Source organism: Serratia symbiotica (Periphyllus acericola), from assembly GCF_964019515.1.
Lineage (GTDB): Bacteria > Pseudomonadota > Gammaproteobacteria > Enterobacterales > Enterobacteriaceae > Serratia > Serratia symbiotica_D.
Genome location: NZ_OZ026452.1, coordinates 528,740 through 548,731, shown reverse-complemented (window position 1 = coordinate 548,731; position 19,992 = coordinate 528,740). Strand labels below are relative to the sequence as shown.

Sequence of the window (19,992 nt, the reverse complement as noted above, 5' to 3'; positions counted from 1 at the left end):
CATATTCAATTGTATAACCGCGAATAAACTAGTGTAGACTATAACAGCTCGGCAGGGTATGAACAAACAGACCCACTGCAGCATGTGCGAATCATCAATAAAATCGAGTAATACCTGTTATCAAACTCGCATTGACTTGACCACTTCACTGGCAACCGCACGCGCCTGACAATCTATTTTTAAGACCGCATCAATGCAGGATGGCTCCTGCAACGACAGGCATTCTAGCACTTTGCGGTTAACCTTGGCGATATCGGTAAAGCGGATCTGTTCGTGCAAGAACGCAGCCACGGCGATCTCGTTGGTGGCATTCAGCACAGTGGTAGCCGCTTGACCGGTATCGAAAGCTTCGATCGCTAGATACAGGCAGGGATAACGCTCGCGCTCCGGTTCAGCAAAAGTTAACGAACCAATACGGCAGAAATCCAGCGCCTCCACGCCGGAATTTACCCGCTGCGGATAAGCTATCACACGGGCAATCGGGGTACGCATGTCTGGCGTACCCAACTGAGCCAGCACGCTGCCATCGGCGTAGCGCACCATAGAATGGATCACCGACTGCGGATGCAATATCACTTCCATTTGTTTGGCAGAGGCGTTGAACAACCAGCGTGCCTCAATATATTCCAGACCTTTATTCATCATGGTGGCGGAATCCACCGAGATTTTGCGCCCCATCGACCAGTTAGGGTGAGCGCAGGCTTGATCCGGCGTTATTGTGGCGAACTGATCTAGCGGCATAGTGCGGAACGGGCCACCAGAACCGGTAAGCACGATGCGCGAGACACCATGCTTGTCCAGTGATGCATATCCCAACTGGCGCTGAATGCTCTCCGGCAAACTCTGAAAAATTGCATTATGCTCGCTGTCCAGTGGCAGGAGCTGTGCCTGACTCTTTTGCACCGCCTCCATAAATAGGCGACCACAGGTTACCAACGACTCTTTGTTCGCCAGCAGCACCTGTTTGCCAGCGCGGATCGCTGCCAATGTCGGCAGTAGCCCAGCAGCACCGACGATCGCCGCTGTCACTTGATCGACATCCCCTAACGCCGCCAATTCACAGGCAGCCTGTTCACCTGCCAGCACCTCGGTGGCTAGGCCGTTTTCCGCGAGAATAACGCGTAGCTCGCGCGCAGCACTTTCATCCGCCATCGCCGCATAAGCTGGGCGGAACGCCATACACTGCTGCGCCATCACCGCCACATTACGGCCAGCTACCAACGCTTTAATTGCAAAACGCTCAGGATTTTCGCTGACCACGGCCAGGGTGCTGATCCCTACCGAGCCGGTCGAGCCAAGAATAGTCATTTGCTTCATGAACCCACTCTGAATAACGCTCTGATGAGACCGAAGGTGTTTCAGTGTGTAACCTTAGCCACCATTTGTTAATGATCTTTCAGTACTATGAAACGGGATCTACATGACAATAAACAAAGCGCCGCCCAAGCGACGCCTTTTTTCTACGCAATATTGATTAGAAATCCAATAGCTCTTTTTCTTTGTCTACCAACGCGGCATCAATCAGCTTGATATAAGCATCGGTCATTTTCTGAATTTCATCCTGAGAACGGCGATCAGCATCTTCACTGATTTCTTTGTCTTTCAGCAAGGCTTTCACTTTGTCGTTAGCATCACGGCGTACGTTACGTACCGCCACGCGCCCTTGCTCGGTTTCAGCGCGCACTACTTTGATCAGATCCTTACGGCGCTCTTCGGTCAAAGGAGGAAGCGGAACGCGAATCACGCTACCCGCTGAGTTTGGGTTCAGACCCAAGTCGGAAGACATGATAGCCTTTTCAACTACCGAACACAAAGAACGATCAAACAGGTTGATCGCCAATGTGCGAGAATCTTCAACGGTAACGCTGGCCAACTGACGCAGTGGGGTTGCTGCACCATAGTATTCCACTATGATGCCATCCAAGATGCTTGGAGAAGCACGGCCAGTACGAATTTTACTGATTTGGTTTTTGAATGCTTCTAAGCTTTTTTCCATGCGCATATCTGCATCTTTTCTGATTTCATTAATCACGTTTCTAACCCTAGGAAGCTGGTTACTGGGCAGGCGATACATTAATATCGCCCGTGAATTCTACTCAAGCGACGCGGATAGCAGCTCGGCATTTATCTGTGCCCGAGAATGGGTATAAGAGCCTAGCCTATTAGGCTATATTTTTGCCCTTATGGCCTTAGGCAGTGCTCACCATCCTCACGTACACCATGTACGCTGCGGTTGAGGCGCGCTGTCGGTGTCCAAACATTGCTACAACAATGTACGCCTACTAGGATAGACTCTTAGTCGGCTTATTTGCAGATCAAGGTACCTTCATTTTCACCCATCACCACACGGCGCAGCGCACCGGGCTTGTTTATGTTAAACACGCGGATCGGCAGGCTATGATCACGCGCCAGCGTAAAGGCCGCCAAATCCATTACTTTCAGTTCGCGCTCCAGCACGTCCTGATAGGTTAATTGCTCATACATCGTCGCATCGGAGTTTTTAACCGGATCAGCGGAGTATACACCATCCACTTTGGTGGCTTTCAACACCACGTCTGCTTCGATCTCGATGCCACGTAGGCAGGCGGCGGAATCTGTGGTGAAAAACGGGTTGCCCGTACCGGCAGAGAAGATCACCACGCGGTTATTGCGCAGCAGGCTGATCGCCTCCGCCCAACTGTAGTTGTCGCACACGCCGTTCAGCGGAATTGCTGACATCAGGCGGGCGTTCACATAAGCACGGTGTAATGCATCACGCATAGCCAAACCGTTCATCACGGTAGCCAACATTCCCATGTGATCGCCCACTACGCGGTTCATACCGGCCTGTGCCAAACCCGCGCCACGGAACAGGTTGCCGCCGCCAATCACTACACCGACCTGAATTCCCAGTTCGACCAACTCGTTCACTTCCTGAGCCATGCGATCCAAAACACTAGCGTCGATACCAAAACCTTCTGCACCCTGCAGGGCTTCACCACTCAGTTTGAGCAAGATACGTTGATATACGGGTTTTGCATTGGTTGCCATGGTGTTCTTCCTAAAAGGCAATAGGTAGGGCGATAAGACACGCCGGAGCTGAGTACTACTCTATCGGGCTTGTCACTGGTGAATACTTGGCTAGATGGTAGAGAGCCGCCAGACGGCGGTTCCATTTACAAAAATTAAGACTGTTTGTAAATTGCTGCCACTTCAGCAGCAAAGTCAGCTTCCGCTTTTTCGATACCTTCGCCCACTTCGAAACGGATGAATTGAGTAACATCAGCACGATACTCTTTCAGTACATGACCAACGGTCTTGCTCGGATCGATAACGAAAGGCTGACCAGTCAGAGAAACTTCGCCAGTGAATTTCTTCATACGGCCTTCAACCATTTTCTCTGCAATTTCTTTCGGCTTGCCAGACTGCATGGCGATGTCCAACTGAACCTGATACTCTTTTTCTACCACGTCAGCAGAGACGTCTTCAGGCTTGACGAACTCAGGTTTGCTTGCCGCAACATGCATGGCAATTTGCTTAACCAGTTCTTCATAAGCGCCTTTAGCGGCGATAAGAACACCGATGCGTGCACCGTGCAGATAACTCCCCAGCACGTCGCCTTCCAAGGAAGCAACGCGACGAATATTGATGTTCTCACCGATTTTTGCCACCAGCGCAACGCGTTCTTCTTCGAACTGTGCTTTTAGCACGTCAACATCATTGATTTTACCTGCCATAGCAGCATCCAGCACTTTGTCAGCGAACGCTTGGAAGCCAGTATCTTTAGCGACAAAGTCAGTCTGGCAGTTAACTTCCAGAATGATGCCATAGTTGCCCTCGATCTTGGTTTTGATCACGCCGTCAGCAGCAACGTTACCTGCTTTTTTCGCCGCTTTAATCGCACCAGATTTACGCATATTTTCGATCGCTAGCTCAATGTCGCCATTGGCTTCGACCAACGCTTTCTTACAATCCATCATGCCAGCGCTGGTACGCTCGCGCAGTTCTTTTACCAGAGCAGCGGTAATATCAGCCATTTCTTTTTCCTAGGTTATCTCGCACAGAGACAGGTCTCATTCAGATAAGCAAAGGGGGGCCTCTCAAGGCCCCCCTAACCAACATATGTCAATAACTGGTTAATAAGGGCTCAGTGGTGATGAGCTTGCCTTATTATTCAGCTTCTACGAAGCTTTCTTCCGCCTGAACGGTCAGATCTTGAGAACGACCTTCACGGACCGCAGTAGCAACAGCAGTCAGGTACAGATTAACTGCACGGATTGCATCGTCATTACCTGGGATAATGAAGTCAACGCCATCTGGATCAGAGTTGGTATCAACGATGGAGAATACCGGGATACCCAGGTTGTTGGCTTCTTTAATCGCAATGTGTTCGTGATCGGCATCGATAACGAACAGAGCGTCAGGCAGCCCGCCCATATCCTTGATACCACCCAGAGAATTTTCCAGCTTGGCCAGTTCGCGAGTACGCATCAGCGCCTCTTTCTTGGTCAGCTTGTCGAAGGTGCCGTCTTGAGACTGGATTTCTAGATCTTTCAAACGCTTGATCGACTGACGAACCGTCTTCCAGTTAGTCAGCATACCGCCCAACCAGCGATGGTTGACGAAATACTGGTCACAGTTATGTGCAGCGTCTTTTACCGCTTCGCTTGCTGCGCGCTTGGTACCAACGAACAGGATCTTGCCTTTATGAGAAGCGATCTTGGTCAGTTCAGCCAGAGCGGCGTTGAAAATGGGTACAGTCTGCTCAAGGTTGATGATGTGAACCTTGTTACGCGCACCGAAGATGAAAGGCTTCATTTTCGGGTTCCAGTAACGGGTTTGGTGACCGAAGTGCACGCCCGCCTTGAGCATATCGCGCATGGAAACAGTTGCCATGATTAAACCTCTAGAGAGTTAGTTGGGGTTATACCTCCACGTATCCCATAACGCCGACTTTGGGGTGACGGGTCACCGCAAAGCACCCCGGCGAATGTGCCGATACGTGTGTGTTATTTACACAATTATGAGTGCAGTTAAAGTATGTTCGGCCATTTTCGCCATCGTCACTAGGACACAGAACAGGGGATCTGCCGATGCGCTTTATACCACAAACTCACTATAGACACCAAATTTTGTTGCATTTGGCGGCGTTGTTGAATAAATCGGATTTGGAATAAAGAGTCCCGTGAATTGGCATCTTTCAGGCAAGGCGTACACTTTCTGGCATACCGGCGATCGGCATCTTGTTTAATGCACAGATCATGGCCAGCGCCTCTGCAACTTGCCCATCATAATATCGCAGCGACAGGTGACCACCAAATAGCTGTTTTACTCTGTACCTCGCTGTTGCCGCTATCGAACGTCGGTGGTAGCCTGTGATACTTTTCCACCGTGTGTTATCTCGGTAAGGCGCTGGTTCGCCACCGCTTGATTTCGCTCTGCATAGTCTGCCGACCAATAACGGGCTCCGCTGCTGGGCGGTATTAACCGCCTTGAGCTTCTTGCCCCTTAACTCATCATCACACACTCGCGTATCCTAAGCCCGATCCGCCGAGGCGACTTTGATGTTACGGTACCTCTGACGGATGAGACCTGGGAAGGCTTCGGTATCGGTGACATTGCTCAAAGAAAGGTCAGCACAGATGACCTCATGTGTTTCTGTATCTACGGCCAAATGCAGTTTTTGCCAGATCCGCCGTTTTTCCTGACCGTATTTTTTGCCATCCACTCACCTTCACCCAACACGTTGAGCCCGCTAAAGTCGATAATGAGGTGCGCAATTTCACCTGGCGTTGGGGTTTTAAACGGGACATGGCCGGACTTTGCCCGCTTACTGATGCAGGTGTCGTCCGGGCAGTTCAACGGCACTTTGATCAGTGTGACAATGGAGTAGACGAAGCGCTGGAGGGCGCGAAGTGTCAGGCCGAAAATCCGTTTCAGCATCAATACGCTGGTGATTGCCATATCGGAATAATGTGGTGGGCGACCACGCAGAGAAGGTTTTGCCTCGCAGTACCAGGCGTGACGTGCCGTTTCATCCACCGAGAAAGTGAGTGAACCCCGAGTGATAAGGGCATTATTGTAAGCCTTCCAGTTGATGATGTTGAACTTTTGCTAGGCCACGGAATGTCGCTATTTTGACAGAAGGAGAGTGATCTGATCCGCCTGCCAGCGTTAATCATCACTGCATCACTTTTGCTTGTCGCTTTGCTAAGTGCAGCCACTGATGCGCCTCCCTCTTACCTCATCACGCGCACAATCAGATTGAGAGAAGCGCCTTTGCCATATGCGCGGATTAAGCTAAAATCGAACGCGATTTTGCGGCGTTACGCTGTACCTAAACCGCGATAATCTAGGAAAATAATCTGTGTTCCATAACGTTGAGGTTTATGATGGTGACCCTATCTTGTCGCTAATGGAAAAGTTTAAATAAGATCACCGTGCGCACAAGGTGAACCTGAGCATCGTCCTATACCACAATAAGCAAGGCATTATTCCGCAGATACAGGTAGTCGCCGCAGCGCAAGCGCAGTTGAGCCGTGTCGAACACTACGCATCATTATATTTACCGATGGAAGGTCTACAGCCATATCGCACAGCTGTCCAGCAGTTGCTGTTTGGCTTGCAGCACCCAATGTTGCATCAGGAGCGAATCGCAACCATTCAGACCGTTGGCGGTTCCGGTGCGTTGAAGGTAGGGGCAGATTTCTTGAAAAGCTATTTCCCTAATTCACAAGTGTGTGTCAGCGATCCGACATGGGAAAACCATGTCGCTATCTTCAGCGGTGCTGGCTTCAAGGTGAACACTTACCCGTACTTCAACACTGGTAGCCTGGGCGTAAAGTTCGACGCCATGCTGGGCGCATTGAAACAGTTGCCAAGACACCGCATTGTGCTACTGCACCCTTGTTGCCACAACCCGACCTTCTCTGATCTGACCACCGTCCAATGGGATGATGTAATCAAGGTGATCGCTGACCGCGCACTGATCCCGTTCCTGGACTTTGGCGTTGGCATGGATCAAGATGCCTACGCCTGCCGTGCCATCGCCACCGCCGGTCTGCCGTGCTTGGTAAGCAATTCGTTCTCGAAAATCTTCTCGCTGTATGGCAAACGCGTCGGTGGGCTTTCAGTGGTGTACGAAAGCCGAGAGGCTGCCAGCCGTGTGCTGGGCCAGCTTAAGGCTACCGTGCGCCGTAACTACTCCAGTCCGCCGAGTTTTGGTGCACAGGTGGTGGCCAAAGTGTTGAACGACGCGCCACTGAAAGCTTAGTGGCAGAATGAAGTGGCAAGCATGTGCATCCGCATCCTTGATATGCGTAAAACGCTGGCGGAAGCACTGAAAGGCGTACTCCCGCAGCACAATTTCGATTATCTGCTGGAGCAGTGCGGTATGTTTAGCTACACAGGCCTCAGCGCAGCGCAGGTTGATCGCCTGCGCGAAGAGTTCTGAGTTTACCTGATCCACAATGGTCGCATGTGCGTGGCTGGCTTGAACCATAACAACGTGCATTTTATAGCCACAGCTCGCGTGCCAGCTTGACGCGCTGCGCCTCACCTCCGGACAAGGTGGTGGCCGACTGGCCGAGACGGATATACGACAGGCCAACATTGATCAGGGTTTGCAACTTGCGCGCTAGCGCTGGTACGGCATCGAAGAAATTGTGCGCTTCCTCGATAGTCATCTCCAGCACTTCGTGGATATTCTTGCCCTTGTACTTTACTTCCAGCGTCTCGCGGTTATAGCGCTTGCCTTTACACTGGTCGCACGGCACGTAGATATCTGGCAGAAAGTGCATCTCCACTTTGATCACGCCATCACCCTGGCAGGCTTCGCAGCGGCCACCTTTGACGTTAAAGCTGAAGCGGCCAGGGTTGTAGCCACGGCTGCGTGACTCAGGTACACCAGCGAGCAGCTCGCGCACCGGCGTGAAGATGCCGGTGTAGGTGGCTGGGTTAGAGCGCGGGGTACGGCCGATCGGGCTTTGATCGATATCGATCACCTTATCGAAATGCTCCAGGCCGGTTACTTCGCGAAATGGCGCAGATTCGATGATGGTGGCACCGTTGAGCTGGCGTTGGACGATCGGGAACAGCGTATCGTTGATCAACGTTGATTTACCTGAGCCGGAAACCCCGGTAATGCAGATAAACAGGCCGACTGGCAGCGTCAGCGTTACCCCCTTCAGGTTGTTACCACACGCGCTGCTCAGCTTTAATACTTTAGTCGGGTCGGCCGGTACGCGCTGCTGCGGTATGGTGATTTCGCGCTTGCCGCTGAGGAACTGGCCAGTTAGTGAGTACGGCTGTGCCATGATCGCTTCCACGCTGCCTTCCGCCACGATCTGACCACCGTGCACGCCAGCGCCGGGGCCGATGTCGATCACATGGTCGGCGGCGCGAATGGCGTCTTCGTCGTGCTCTACTACGATCACTGTATTGCCCAGGTTGCGAAGGTGGATCAGGGTTTACAGCAGGCGTTCGTTGTCGCGCTGATGCAGGCCGATCGACGGTTCATCCAGCACGTACATCACGCCCACCAGGCCAGCGCCGATCTGGCTTGCCAAGCGGATACGCTGTGCCTCGCCACCGGACAGCGTTTCCGCCGAGCGTGACAGCGACAGATAGTTTAGCCCCATGTTGACCAAGAATTTCAGGCGATCGCCGATCTCTTTCAGCACGTTCTCAGCGATCTTGGCGGGTTGGCCGATGAGCTTCATATCCCGGAAGAAGGTTAGCGCATGGCCGATGCTCAGCTCGGAGATTTCTGGTAGCGTGGTATCTTCGACGAATACGTTGCGCGCTTCTTCTCGCAGACGGGTGCCATGGCACGAGGTGCACGGGCGGTTGCTGATAAACTTGGCTAGCTCTTCTCGTACCGCGCTGGATTCAGTCTCTTTGTAGCGGCGATCCATGTTGTTCAGCACGCCTTCAAACGAATGGCAGCGTACGGTGGTATCACCGCGATCGTTGATGTATTTGAATTCGATTGAATCTTTGCCGGAGCCGCTCAGCACTGCTTTCTGCACCTTATTGCTCAGGCTGTTGAACGGTGCTTCGACGTCGAATTCATAGTGTTCCGCTAACGATCGCAATATCTGGAAGTAGTAGAAATTACGGCGATCCCAACCACGGATCGCACCGCCAGCTAAAGAAAGCTCTGGGTTCTGCACCACGCGCTCTGGATCAAAGAACTGCTGCACGCCCAGGCCATCGCAGGTCGGGCAGGCACCGGCTGGGTTGTTGAACGAGAACAGGCGTGGTTCCAGCTCGCGCATGCTATAGCCACATATCTGGCAGGCAAAATTGGCGGAGAATAGCAGCTCTTCGGCCTTTTCACTGTCCATATTAGCCACCAGTGCAGTGCCGCCGGACAGCTCCAGCGCGGTCTCGAACGATTCCGCCAGGCGCTGCGCCAGGTCTTCACGCACCTTGAAGCGATCAACTACCACTTCGATAGTGTGCTTCTTTTGCAACTCCAGCTTCAGTGGATCGGAAAGTTCGCACACCTCGCCATCGATGAGGGCGCGGATATAGCCCTGAGTGGCGAGGGTTTCCAGCGTTTTGGTGTGCTCGCCCTTGCGGTCTTTCACCACCGGGGCCAACAGCATCAGACGCGTGCCTTCCGGTTGGTTGAGCACGTTATCGACCATTTGGCTGACGGATTGCGCTGCCAGTGGCGTGTGGTGTTCCGGGCAGCGTGGTTCACCAACACGAGCGAACAGTAGGCGCAAGTAGTCATGAATCTCGGTAATGGTGCCGACGGTGGATCTTGGGTTATGCAAGGTGGATTTCTGCTCAATGGAGATCGCTGGTGATAAACCTTTAATGTGGTCGACGTCCGGTTTTTCCATGAGCGAAAGGAACTGGCGTGCATAGGCGGAAAGCGACTCAACGTAGCGGCGCTGCCCTTCGGCATACAGCGTATCAAAAGCCAGCGAGGATTTGCCGGAACCAGATAAACCGGTGACGACGATCAGCTTGTCACGTGGGATAATCAGGTTGATGTTTTTGAGATTATGCGTTCGAGCACCACGAACTTCGATATTTTCCATATACACTTCCCGTCTTGATGATATACCGTACCTGCCAGCAATTCTTGTCAGCGGTTTAGTGATCAAACTCGCAAAAAACAGCACAGCACCATTACGCAACGCATAATTATGACACAAAAAACTGAGTTAATATCCAGTATACGAGGCGTTGTTGAATAAATCGAACATTTGTCCGGGACGAGGATCAGATCACTCTCCTTCTGTCAACATAGCGACATTCCGTGGCCCAGCAAAAGTTCAACATCACCAACTGGAAGGCTTACAACAACGCCCTTATCACTCGGGATTCACTCACTTGCTGGGGGGATGAAACGGCACTTCACGCCTGGTACTGCGAGGCAAAACCTTCTCTGCGTGGTCGCCCACCACATTATTCCGATATGGCAATCACCAGCGTATTGATGCTGAAACGGATTTTAGGCCTGACACTTCGCGCCCTACAGGGCTTTGTCGACTCCATTGTCACACTGATCAAAGTGCCGTTGAACTGCCCGGACGACACCTGCATCAGTAAGCGGGCGAAGTCCGGCCATGTCCCGTTTAAAACCGCAACGCCGGGTGAAATTGCGCACCTCGTTATCGACTCTAGCGGGCTCAACGTGTTGGGTTAAGGGGAGTGGAAGGTAAAAAAACACGGTCAGGAAAAACGGCGGATCTGGCGAAAACTACATTTGGCCGTAGATACAGAAACACATGAGGTCATCTGTGCTGACCTTTCCTTGAGCAATGTCACCGATACCGAAGCCTTCCCAGGTCTCATCCGTCAGAGGTACCGTAAAATCAAAGTCGCCTCGGCGGATCGGGCTTAGGATACGCGAGTGTGTGATGATGAGTTAAGGGGCAAGAAGCTCAAGGTGTTAATACCGCCGAGAAGCGAGCCCGTTATTGGTCGGCAGTATGCAGAACGAAATCAAGCGGTGGCGAACCAGCGCGTTACCGGAGACAACACACGGTGGAAAAGTATCACAGGCTACCACCGACGTTCGATAGCGGCAACAGCGAGGTACAGAGTAAAACAGCTATTTGGTGGTCACCTGTCGCTGCGATATTATGATGGGCAAGTTGCAGAGGCGCTGGCCATGATCTGTGCATTAAACAAGATGACGCTCGCCGGTATGCCTGAAAGTGTACGCCTTGCCTGAAAGTTGCCCATTCACGGGACTCTTTTATTCCAAATCCGATTTATTCAACAACGCCCACCCAACGGCAAACTACTCCTACGATTTTTACCCCTACGCAACGCGCAAAATGTGGCATAGTGTGCCGATATCGATTTAATTTAAGAGATATCTTTTCCGATGAAACGCCCAGACTATCGAACGCTGCAAGCGCTGGACGCGGTGATCCGTGAGCGCGGCTTTGAGCGCACCGCACAAAAGATTTGTATCACGCAATCAGCGGTATCCCAACGCATTAAACAACTGGAAAATCTGTTCGGCCAGCCGCTGTTGGTGCGTACTGTGCCGCCACGCTCTACCGAACAGGGGCAAAAGCTGCTGGCACTGTTGCATCAGGTAGAACTGTTGGAAGAGGAGTGGCTGGGCAACGACACTGGCATCGATGCCCCCCTGCTGCTGTCGTTGGCGGTCAACGCCGACAGTCTGGCTACTTGGCTGCTACCAGCATTGAAACCGGTACTCGCGACTTCGCCCATCCGCCTGAACCTGCAAGTGGAAGATGAAACACGCACCCAAGAGCGGCTACGCCGAGGCGAAGTGGTGGGGGCGGTAAGTATTCAACCGCAGCCACTACCAAGCTGCCTGGTGGATCGCTTCGGCGCGTTAGACTATTTTTTTGTCGCCTCAAAGGGCTTCGCCGAACGTTATTTCCCTAACGGCGTCACCCGCTCCGACTTACTGAAATCACCGGTAGTGGCATTCGACCATCTCGACGATATGCATCAGGTTTTCCTACAGCAGAACTTCGAACTTTGAGAAAAAACTTGAGTCAGGCGAGTTGATCGATCTAACTCCGGGACTGTACCAGCGCCGCATGCTGTTTTGGCATCGCTTTGCGCCGGAAAGTCGCATGATGCGCAAAGTGACCGATGCACTGGTAGATCACGGGAGCCGAGTGCTGCGCCAGGATTAGACGACAAGGTTCTCTGCGGCGAGCCTTTTTGCCTTTACTGCTACTGCGCGGCGGCGTTACGCTGCAATTTGAATACCACAACTGCCTGATGGTCAAAGTGAATGCTTTGCTGTTCATAGGTGTGAGCTACGTCGCTTCCCTCATCTGCTTTGTACATGCGTATCATCGGCATCGGCTGGTCGTTAACCACATGATAGCGATTGCTGTAAACCGGCCACAATTTAGCGTTAAAGCCCTTCAACAGCGAGGCGGCCTGCTGGCCTGCTTGCTCACGATAGACACCCGGCTGGGCAACACCCAATTCAACCGCGCGGATCTCATTCAGGCCTGCTTTCAGTGCACCATCCAGTAGCGCATTCAGCTTATCTAATTGACGCAATGTAACCTGAACCTGGCGCACGGCACGGTAACCTTTCAACACCGACTCGCAGGTTTTCAGGTAATCGTATTCCAGTTGGGTACACAGATTGGCAGCACTGATATCTTGCTTCTTGATGTTATTTTTCTGTAAGAAATCGACGTATTACGCTACGCGCTCACCCACCTGCTACTTGGCCTGTACTGCGTCTTTGGAGGATGCGCTGACTTCGATCGCCAATCAGGTATCGCCTCCACGTTGGCGGTGCCAGAAGTGAGCCTTCTGGCACTTCAGCTGCCGACAATGCCAGCGGCAAGGTTCCCCATCCAACCAATTCGGCCATAGTCAATGTTGTAAGCTTCACATTGTCTCCTTATAACAAGCTGTACCAACAAAAATGGAACTGAGGCCCCCTGCTGCTTACTCCACTTTCGCGTCTGCGTTAAGATACAATTGATGTTGTTGGCATCCAGCGCGCGCTTGAAATTTTCCATCAGATCGAAGTACACGTTCTAATACTCTGCGGTGGTAGTCCATGAACGGGTGATAGAGTTCAGCGAGGATGGTGCCATTTAGTTCAGACGCACAATCACGCCCTTGGCATGCAGATATGCGCTTGTCGGCAGCAATCACATCGCCCAGTACTTTCTTCACCAAGTCGATATCGGCGTGGTAGCCTACACCCACTACGATATCTACACGGCGGTTCGGCTCACGTGAGTAGTTAATAATATTGCCAGCGATGACTTTACCGTTGGGCACTACAGTGATTTTGTTATCGCCGGTGCCGGCCACGCCGCCCAGATCAACGTATTCACCTACACGCAGTGGACGGAAGATCACCAGCAACACGCCAGCAGCAAAGTTGGACAGCAAACCTGGCAGCGCCAAACCAACAGCCAAACCAGCGGCAACCAGCAAAGCGATCATCGATGTGGTCTACACGCCTACACGCCCCAACACCGCGAAAGGTGAATGACAGCACACCGTAGCGCACCAGCGCCGACAGGAAGCCCGCGATCGTGGTATCAATGCCACGAACTTCACACGCGGTTTACCATATTGCTGGCCACGCGTGCGGCGATCGAACCTATGACCAGGATAGCAATAGCGGCGACAATGTTCACCGCGTACTGGATCAACAAGTCCTGGTTATTCACCAACCAATCTCCCGCACCGTGCAGGCCGTCTAATACATTCAAATCTTTCATTCGTGTCGTCCTATCTCTGTCCCTGTAGGGATAAATGCGCAAAAGTATGCCGACACCGACCCAAAGGATTTCAAATTGCAGCTTGAAAGACAACGAGTCTAGGATGCCAGCCGGAAACCACCCTCTAAGGTTAACTAAGGCCAACCGTAAGCGTTAAAAATAACCGTAACTATGGCTTGTTTCTTCTATGCTAAAACAGCACTCGCATTTTTTTAAGACTAGGAACTCATCCACCATGCATATCCGTTCCTCATTTCGGCACTAATGGCAGGTTAGGCCTAGACTACTGTTCTCTGTTGTCGCAGGACTGCTGTGCGCACTGCTACTACCTTTACAGTTTTCGCTGCTGCAAAGGCTGATGAGATGATCGGTTGGAACGTGCTCGCTTGGCTTGACTTGCTGTTTCTCTGGCGAAAGCACGCCCGCACGCAGGATGAAAGCGCCAGCATAGTGTTGGCGCTGGTCAGCATTAGTTGTCTGGTCAGCACACTAGCGATTCTGTTTGAACAGAGCATCGCCAAACAAGCCAGCAACTCGCTGAAAACCCTGCATCTAGCGTTGACCGGCACCACATTGTCGGTATCTTGGCTACTGCTGCCAACCGCCTTTACCATTCATTACGCCCATCAATTTTACTGCCGGAGTGCGTCACAAGCCCCATTGCCACTGCTGTTTCCCGGCAACCTTACCGAACCGACCTATCTAGACTTCGCCTATTTCTCGTTCACCATCGCGGTGGCGTTACAAACAGCCGATGTGGCATTCGGCAAGGTAGAGGTACGGAAGATCACTCTGCTGAATTCGGTGATCTCCTTCGTGTTCAATATGGCGATTCTGGGGCTATCAATTAACGTTGGTGCCGGTCTATTGGGCTGAAAAAAACAGGCTCCCATTAGGGAGCCTGGTATGTTTTGAAACAGTTAGCCGAAACTCAAAGAACGTCTACCGCATTCAAATCTTTGAAAGCCTGCTCCAAACGAGCCACCATGTTGGTCTGTGCTGCATGCAGCCATACACGTGGATCATAATATTTTTTGTTCGGCTGATCAGCACCTTCGGGGTTGCCCAGTTGACTTTGTAGGTAAGCTTCGTTGGCTTTGTAATACTGTAAGATGCCATCCCAAGTCGCCCATTGGGTGTCGGTATCAATATTCATCTTGATCACACCGTAGCTGACGGACTCTTTGATTTCTGCGTTGGTAGAGCCGGAACCGCCGTGGAACACAAAGTTCAAGCTGTTGTGCGGCAGGTGGTATTTCTTGGATACGTAGTCCTGAGAATCACGCAGGATAGTCGGAGTCAGTTTGACGTTACCTAACTTGTACACGCCATGCACGTTGCCGAACGAAGCGGCGATGGTGAAACGTGGACTGATTGCGTGCATTTTTTCGTAGGCATAAGCCACGTCTTCCGGCTGGGTGTATAGCGCGGATGCATCCATATGGCTGTTATCGACGCCATCTTCTTCACCGCCGGTACAGCCCAGTTCGATTTCCAATGTCATGCCGATCTTCGCCATGCGAGCCAGATACTGGCTGCAAATCGCGATGTTTTCTTCTAGGGATTTTTCAGACAAGTCGATCATGTGGGAAGAGAACAACGGTTTGCCAGTCGCGGCGAAATTTTTCTCGCCAGCGTCAAGTAGGCCATCCAACCATGGCAGTAGTTTCTTGGCACAATGGTCGGTGTGCAGAATAACCGGCACGCCGTAATGCTCAGCCATTAGGTGGACATGATGCGCCCCGGAGATTGCCCCCAGGATCGCGGCCACCTGTGGAACATCCGTCTTAACGCCTTTGCCAGCGATAAACGCGGCACCGCCGTTAGAAAACTGCACGATCACCGGTGCACACACTTTCGCTGCTGTTTCCAATACCGCGTTGATGGAGTCAGTACCCACGCAATTCACTGCTGGCAGCGCAAAGTTATTCTCTTTGGCTACTGCGAATACTTTCTGAACGTCATCGCCGGTGATGACACCTGGTTTTACGAAATCAAAAATTCTAGACATGTGACTTTGCCCTGTTTTATCGGCTATAGACATAAGTTTTATCCGCTATAGACATAAGGTAGAGGTAAATCGATTTTTTTCACGCCGTGCTGCCGTTACCGCGCATTATAATACCAACGGGCATTCCGCCTCCCATTGCCTGAATTACTGCTTAGCACGTTCTTCCAGCATCACAACCGCTGGCAATGGCTTCCCTTCAACAAATTCGAGGAAAGCGCCACCGCCAGTGGAAATATAGGAAATTTTGTCAGCGATACCGAACAGATCAATTGCTGCCAAAGTGTCGCCGCCACCCGCGATAGAAAAGGCTGCGCTATCAGCAATTGCACGGGCGACGATCTCGGTTCCCTTACGGAAATTAGGGAACTCGAATACGCCGACTGGGCCATTCCAAAGAATGGTTTTGGCGTTCTTCAGGATAACGGCTAGGCGCTCAGCAGAGACATCACCCATATCCAGAATTTGCTCATTATCCTTGATCTCGTTGGCTTGCTTCACGGTGGCTGCGGCAGTTTCAGAGAACTCAGTCGCTACGCGTATATCGGTTGGTACCGGAATATCACAGGTTTTCAGAAGGTTCTGCGCATTTGGGATTAGATCCGGCTCATACAGGGACTGGCCTACATTGTTACCCTGTGCCGCCACGAAGGTGTTGGCGATGCCGCCACCGACGATCAACTGATCGGCGATTTTGGACAGCGAGTCCAGCACCGTCAGTTTGGTGGAGACTTTAGAGCCGCCAGCGATAGCGACCATCGGTCGAGTCGGGTTGCCCAGCGCCTTGCCCAGCGCTTCCAACTCGGCAGATAGCAGCGGGCCAGCACAGGCTACCGGGGCGAATTTGCCCACTCCGTGGGTAGAGGCCTGTGCGCGATGTGCAGTGCCGAAAGCGTCCATCACATACACGTCACACAGTGCCGCATATTTCTTCGACAGGGTTTCGTCGTCTTTTTTCTCACCCTTGTTGAAACGGACGTTTTCCAATACCACCAACTCGCCTTCTGCGACGTCCACGCCATCCAGATAATCCTTCGTCAGACGTACCGGCGATTTCAGATGCCATTTCAGGTAATTGACCACTGGCAGCAGGGAGAGTTCTTCGTTGTATTCACCTTCATTAGGACGCCCCAAGTGGGAAGTTACCATTACGCGAGCGCCTTGTTTCAGCGCAGCTTCAATAGTAGGCAAGGAGGCACGAATACGTGCATCGGAAGTCACTTTACCGTCTTTCACTGGTACGTTGAGATCGGAACGGATCAGAATGCGTTTACCCGCCAGATCCAAATCGGACATCTTAATTATAGACATAGTGAAACCTCTATTTTTGTTGATTCTCTATAACGTTGCCTGAGTAGCGCACCAGCTAGTGCTGATGCAAGCGGCCATTGCCCGTGTTTTATCCAGCACCCTTTGGCAAAGCCCTATTCCTTATCACACTTAGCCCAAACCTTAACCGGGGCTTATACCATCGACAACCGTACTGCGCAGTGCGGGTCAAGGTTAAAACCAATCAGGACTCATTGGTCTTAGCCATTGCGTCTAATCAACTATATCAGGAAAAGATCCGCCTGCTGTTACGCCACAAGTTCCGGTGATAGACTTATACCGCCTGCTGATCGTTCATGGCGGAGTGTTCGATAGTCACGGTACCCGCCTCGATACTGTAGGCCCCCACTAACCCACTGAGAGTTTGATCAAGGGAATAATACAATGGGGGTGCATTATGCGCTGCCTGCTAGTTGGCACCAAACACGAAAGTGGTGTGCAGTCGTTGCTACCCGCATGGGCAAACGGTACCTGCCTGATTTATTCTGTTCGTCAGGATATCACCGCCGCCACCCTGGCGCTTCTGCTGTATAGCACACGAACTGAAACGCTTCAGCCGAGCATAAACCAAAGTGTTTGTAAAAGGAACAGACGCAGCAAATACGCTGAGCAGCCGAAGCTGCGTTTTACCAGAATAATAGCCTATCCCAGTAGGCATGCATTGTTTCAACCAGTCGGCACACGGACAGCACGCAACAACCGCATCATACAAGGAGTTCGTGAGGATGGTAAGCACTGCCCAGGGCCATAAATGGCAAATAAAACAGCCTAATGGGATAGGCTCTAAGATGATCTGGCTCAGATTTTGGCTCAAGGCGGTGGTGGGAAAGATTAGCGGTGCGGATAAAAAAACGGCTCCCTTAATATGGAAGCCGTTATAGTGGCGTAGATTAAGGGGCGCCTTAACTCAACGGCATTGCCAGGCGTTGTCATGGGTAATGCGATGGCACTTTACTTCAGCAGTGCCTGCGCCTTAGCCACCACGTTATCCACGGTGAAGCCGAACTCTTTAAATAGCTGCTCTGCTTGCGCTGACTCACCGAAGGTGGTCATACCGACGATGACACCATTCAGACCCACGTACTTGTACCAGTAATCCGCAATACCCGCCTCCACCGCCACGCGAGCCTTCGCCGCCGCTGGCAGTACCGATTCACGGTAGGCGGCATTCTGCTTGTCGAACACATCGGTCGAGGGCATTGACACCACGCGCACTTTGTGGCCAGCTGCTGTCAGTTTGTCCGCCGCTTCCACCGTGATGCCTACTTCCGAGCCGGTGGCAATCAAGATAACTTCCGGCGTGCCAGTGCAATCCTTCAGCACGTAGCCGCCACGGTACACGTTCGCCAACTGCTCTGCGGTACGCGGCTGCTGGGCCAAATTCTGGCGCGAGAACACCAGCGTTGTCGGACCATCGTTGCGCTCGATGCCGTACTGCCAGGCAATCGCTGATTCCACCTGATCACATGGACGCCAGGTGCTCATGTTTGGAGTCACACGTAAGCTGGCCAACTGCTCTACCGGCTGGTGAGTCGGGCCGTCTTCCCCCAGGCCGATTGAGTCATGGGTGTATACGAATAGGTTGTGCAATTTCATCAGCGCCGCCATGCGCACCGCGTTGCGGGCATATTCAACAAACATCAGGAAGGTCGCTGAGTACGGCAGGAAGCCACCGTGCAGCGCGATGCCGTTGGTGATGGCAGTCATGCCGAATTCGCGCACGCCGTAGTGAATGTAGTTGCCCGCAGGGTCAACGTTCAGCGGTTTAGAACCGGACCACATGGTTAGGTTGCTCGGTGCCAGATCAGCGGAACCGCCGAGGAATTCCGGTAGCAGCTTGCCGTAGGTTTCCAGCGCGTTCTGTGACGCCTTGCGGCTGGCGATGTTGGCCGGGTTGGCTTGTAACCCTTCTACGAATGCCTTCGCCTTGGCGTGCCAGTGAGCCGGTAGTTCGCCGTTTATGCGGCGCTTGAACTCAGTAGCCAACTCAGGGAAAGCTTTAGCGTAAGCGGCGAAGCGATCATTCCAGGCAGCTTCTTTGGCCTGACCAGCGTCTTTCGCATCCCATTGGGCGTAGATATCCTGCGGAATTTCGAAGGCGGCATATTTCCAGCCAAGCTGTTCGCGGGTCGCAGCCACTTCAGCAGCACCTAGCGCAGCACCATGCACGTCATGGCTACCCGCTTTGTTCGGTGAACCGAAACCGATGATGGTTTTGCACATCAGCAGTGATGGTTTGTCGGTGAACCTGCGAGCTTCTTCAATCGCCGCCTTGATGGCGTCCGGGTTGTGGCCGTCGACGTTACTCACTACATGCCAGCCATAAGCTTCAAAGCGCTCGGCAGTATTCTCAGTGAACCAGCCATCGACGTGGCCATCAATGGATATGCCATTATCATCGTAAAAGGCAGTCAACTTGCCAAGCTTCAACGTACCGGCCAGCGAACAAACTTCGTGTGAGATACCTTCCATCATGCAGCCGTCGCCCATAAAAGCGTAAGTGCGGTGGTCAACGATGTTCTGACCTGGGCGATTGAACTGCGCGCCCAACGTGCGTTCGGCAATGGCAAAACCCACGGCGTTGGCGATACCTTGGCCGAGTGGGCCGGTGGTGGTTTCGACGCCAGGAGTATAGCCGTATTCCGGGTGGCCTGGTGTTTTGGAGTGAAGTTGGCGAAAGTTTTTCAGCTCGCTCATCGGCAGGTCATAGCCAGTAAGGTGCAGCAGGCTGTAAATCAACATGGAGCCGTGACCGTTGGACAACACAAAACGATCGCGATCAGCCCAGAGCGGGTTAGTCGGGTTGTGGTTTAGGTAGTCAAGCCACAGCACTTCAGCGATATCCGCCATCCCCATAGGTGCCCCCGGATGGCCGGAATTTGCTTTTTGTACGGCGTCCATGCTGAGTGCGCGGATGGCGTTGGCAAGCTCTTTACGAGAGGACATGTTTTACTCCAAATC

At 52.4% G+C, this 19,992-nt stretch carries 10 protein-coding genes and 8 pseudogenes; 6 read left to right on the top strand and 12 right to left on the bottom strand.

Annotation, left to right across the window (positions count from 1 at the left end):
* Positions 1-120: 120 nt before the first annotated feature.
* The 6 genes and pseudogenes from ispC to AACL06_RS03095 form a co-directional block, all read right to left on the bottom strand.
* Complete coding sequence (gene ispC / locus AACL06_RS03120) at positions 121-1,317, bottom strand: 1-deoxy-D-xylulose-5-phosphate reductoisomerase (RefSeq protein WP_339037824.1); 1,197 nt, start codon at positions 1,315-1,317, stop codon at positions 121-123.
* Positions 1,318-1,474: 157 nt separating this feature from the next.
* Positions 1,475-2,032, bottom strand: a complete 558-nt coding sequence (gene frr, locus AACL06_RS03115; RefSeq protein ID WP_339037822.1) for a ribosome recycling factor — start codon at positions 2,030-2,032, stop codon at positions 1,475-1,477.
* 272 nt (positions 2,033-2,304) lie between these two features.
* A complete protein-coding gene (pyrH, locus tag AACL06_RS03110) occupies positions 2,305-3,030 on the bottom strand; it encodes a UMP kinase (RefSeq protein WP_339037820.1) in 726 nt (241 codons plus the stop codon).
* A 134-nt stretch (positions 3,031-3,164) separates the two neighbouring features.
* On the bottom strand, positions 3,165-4,016 hold the full coding sequence (gene tsf / locus AACL06_RS03105) for a translation elongation factor Ts (RefSeq protein WP_339037818.1): 852 nt from the start codon (positions 4,014-4,016) through the stop codon (positions 3,165-3,167).
* A 133-nt stretch (positions 4,017-4,149) separates the two neighbouring features.
* Positions 4,150-4,875: a 30S ribosomal protein S2 gene (gene rpsB, locus AACL06_RS03100; RefSeq protein ID WP_339037816.1), complete on the bottom strand. Its 726-nt coding sequence runs from the start codon at positions 4,873-4,875 to the stop codon at positions 4,150-4,152.
* A gap of 304 nt (positions 4,876-5,179) precedes the next feature.
* A pseudogene (locus AACL06_RS03095) lies at positions 5,180-6,081 on the bottom strand (IS5 family transposase).
* A 265-nt stretch (positions 6,082-6,346) separates the two neighbouring features.
* On the opposite strand from AACL06_RS03095, the pseudogene AACL06_RS03090 reads away from it, so the two are divergent.
* Positions 6,347-7,522: pseudogene (locus AACL06_RS03090) on the top strand (amino acid aminotransferase).
* Here AACL06_RS03090 and uvrA read toward each other — a convergent pair.
* A pseudogene (gene uvrA / locus AACL06_RS03080) lies at positions 7,503-10,034 on the bottom strand (excinuclease ABC subunit UvrA); the annotation flags it as partial. The pseudogenes AACL06_RS03090 and uvrA overlap by 20 nt on opposite strands.
* A 148-nt stretch (positions 10,035-10,182) precedes the next feature.
* Between uvrA and AACL06_RS03075 the strand changes: the two are divergent.
* The 4 genes and pseudogenes from AACL06_RS03075 (at position 10,183) to AACL06_RS03060 (ending at position 12,125) form a co-directional block, all read left to right on the top strand.
* Positions 10,183-10,344 carry a hypothetical protein gene (locus AACL06_RS03075; protein WP_339037810.1) on the top strand — a complete coding sequence of 54 codons (162 nt, stop codon included), beginning with the start codon at positions 10,183-10,185 and terminating at the stop codon, positions 10,342-10,344.
* A pseudogene (locus AACL06_RS03070) lies at positions 10,277-11,176 on the top strand (IS5 family transposase). The gene AACL06_RS03075 and the pseudogene AACL06_RS03070 overlap by 68 nt, the downstream one beginning before the upstream one ends.
* Positions 11,160-11,312 carry a hypothetical protein gene (locus AACL06_RS03065; protein ID WP_339037808.1) on the top strand — a complete coding sequence of 51 codons (153 nt, stop codon included), beginning with the start codon at positions 11,160-11,162 and terminating at the stop codon, positions 11,310-11,312. Before AACL06_RS03070 ends, AACL06_RS03065 begins: the two are co-directional and overlap by 17 nt.
* A 20-nt stretch (positions 11,313-11,332) precedes the next feature.
* A pseudogene (locus AACL06_RS03060) lies at positions 11,333-12,125 on the top strand (LysR family transcriptional regulator ArgP).
* 40 nt (positions 12,126-12,165) lie between these two features.
* Here the strand turns inward: AACL06_RS03060 and AACL06_RS03055 are convergent.
* Positions 12,166-12,847, bottom strand: a pseudogene (locus tag AACL06_RS03055) (SIMPL domain-containing protein).
* 151 nt (positions 12,848-12,998) lie between these two features.
* Positions 12,999-13,694 (bottom strand): annotated as a pseudogene (locus AACL06_RS03050) (mechanosensitive ion channel family protein); the annotation flags it as partial.
* Positions 13,695-13,980: 286 nt separating this feature from the next.
* On the opposite strand from AACL06_RS03050, the pseudogene AACL06_RS03045 reads away from it, so the two are divergent.
* Positions 13,981-14,570: pseudogene (locus tag AACL06_RS03045) on the top strand (DUF1345 domain-containing protein).
* 55 nt (positions 14,571-14,625) lie between these two features.
* On the opposite strand, the gene fbaA reads toward AACL06_RS03045, so the two are convergent.
* The 3 genes from fbaA to tkt all read right to left on the bottom strand — a co-directional run bounded on the left by fbaA (position 14,626) and on the right by tkt (position 19,977).
* On the bottom strand, positions 14,626-15,705 hold the full coding sequence (gene fbaA, locus AACL06_RS03040) for a class II fructose-bisphosphate aldolase (protein WP_339037806.1): 1,080 nt from the start codon (positions 15,703-15,705) through the stop codon (positions 14,626-14,628).
* A 144-nt stretch (positions 15,706-15,849) separates the two neighbouring features.
* Positions 15,850-17,013 carry a phosphoglycerate kinase gene (pgk, locus tag AACL06_RS03035; protein ID WP_339037804.1) on the bottom strand — a complete coding sequence of 388 codons (1,164 nt, stop codon included), beginning with the start codon at positions 17,011-17,013 and terminating at the stop codon, positions 15,850-15,852.
* 969 nt (positions 17,014-17,982) lie between these two features.
* Entirely contained in the window at positions 17,983-19,977 is a 1,995-nt protein-coding gene (gene tkt, locus AACL06_RS03025) for a transketolase (protein WP_339037802.1), read from the bottom strand.
* Positions 19,978-19,992: the final 15 nt, after the last annotated feature.

Bases quoted from the DNA above. Each gene is read 5' to 3' on its own strand.
- tsf (WP_339037818.1), bottom strand. From the start codon at position 4,016: ATGGCTGATATTACCGCTGCTCTGGTAAAAGAACTGCGCGAGCGTACC.
- rpsB (WP_339037816.1), bottom strand. From the start codon at position 4,875: ATGGCAACTGTTTCCATGCGCGATATGCTCAAGGCGGGCGTGCACTTC.
- tkt (WP_339037802.1), bottom strand. From the start codon at position 19,977: ATGTCCTCTCGTAAAGAGCTTGCCAACGCCATCCGCGCACTCAGCATG.
- fbaA (WP_339037806.1), bottom strand. From the start codon at position 15,705: ATGTCTAGAATTTTTGATTTCGTAAAACCAGGTGTCATCACCGGCGAT.
- pyrH (WP_339037820.1), bottom strand. From the start codon at position 3,030: ATGGCAACCAATGCAAAACCCGTATATCAACGTATCTTGCTCAAACTG.
- pgk (WP_339037804.1), bottom strand. From the start codon at position 17,013: ATGTCTATAATTAAGATGTCCGATTTGGATCTGGCGGGTAAACGCATT.
- ispC (WP_339037824.1), bottom strand. From the start codon at position 1,317: ATGAAGCAAATGACTATTCTTGGCTCGACCGGCTCGGTAGGGATCAGC.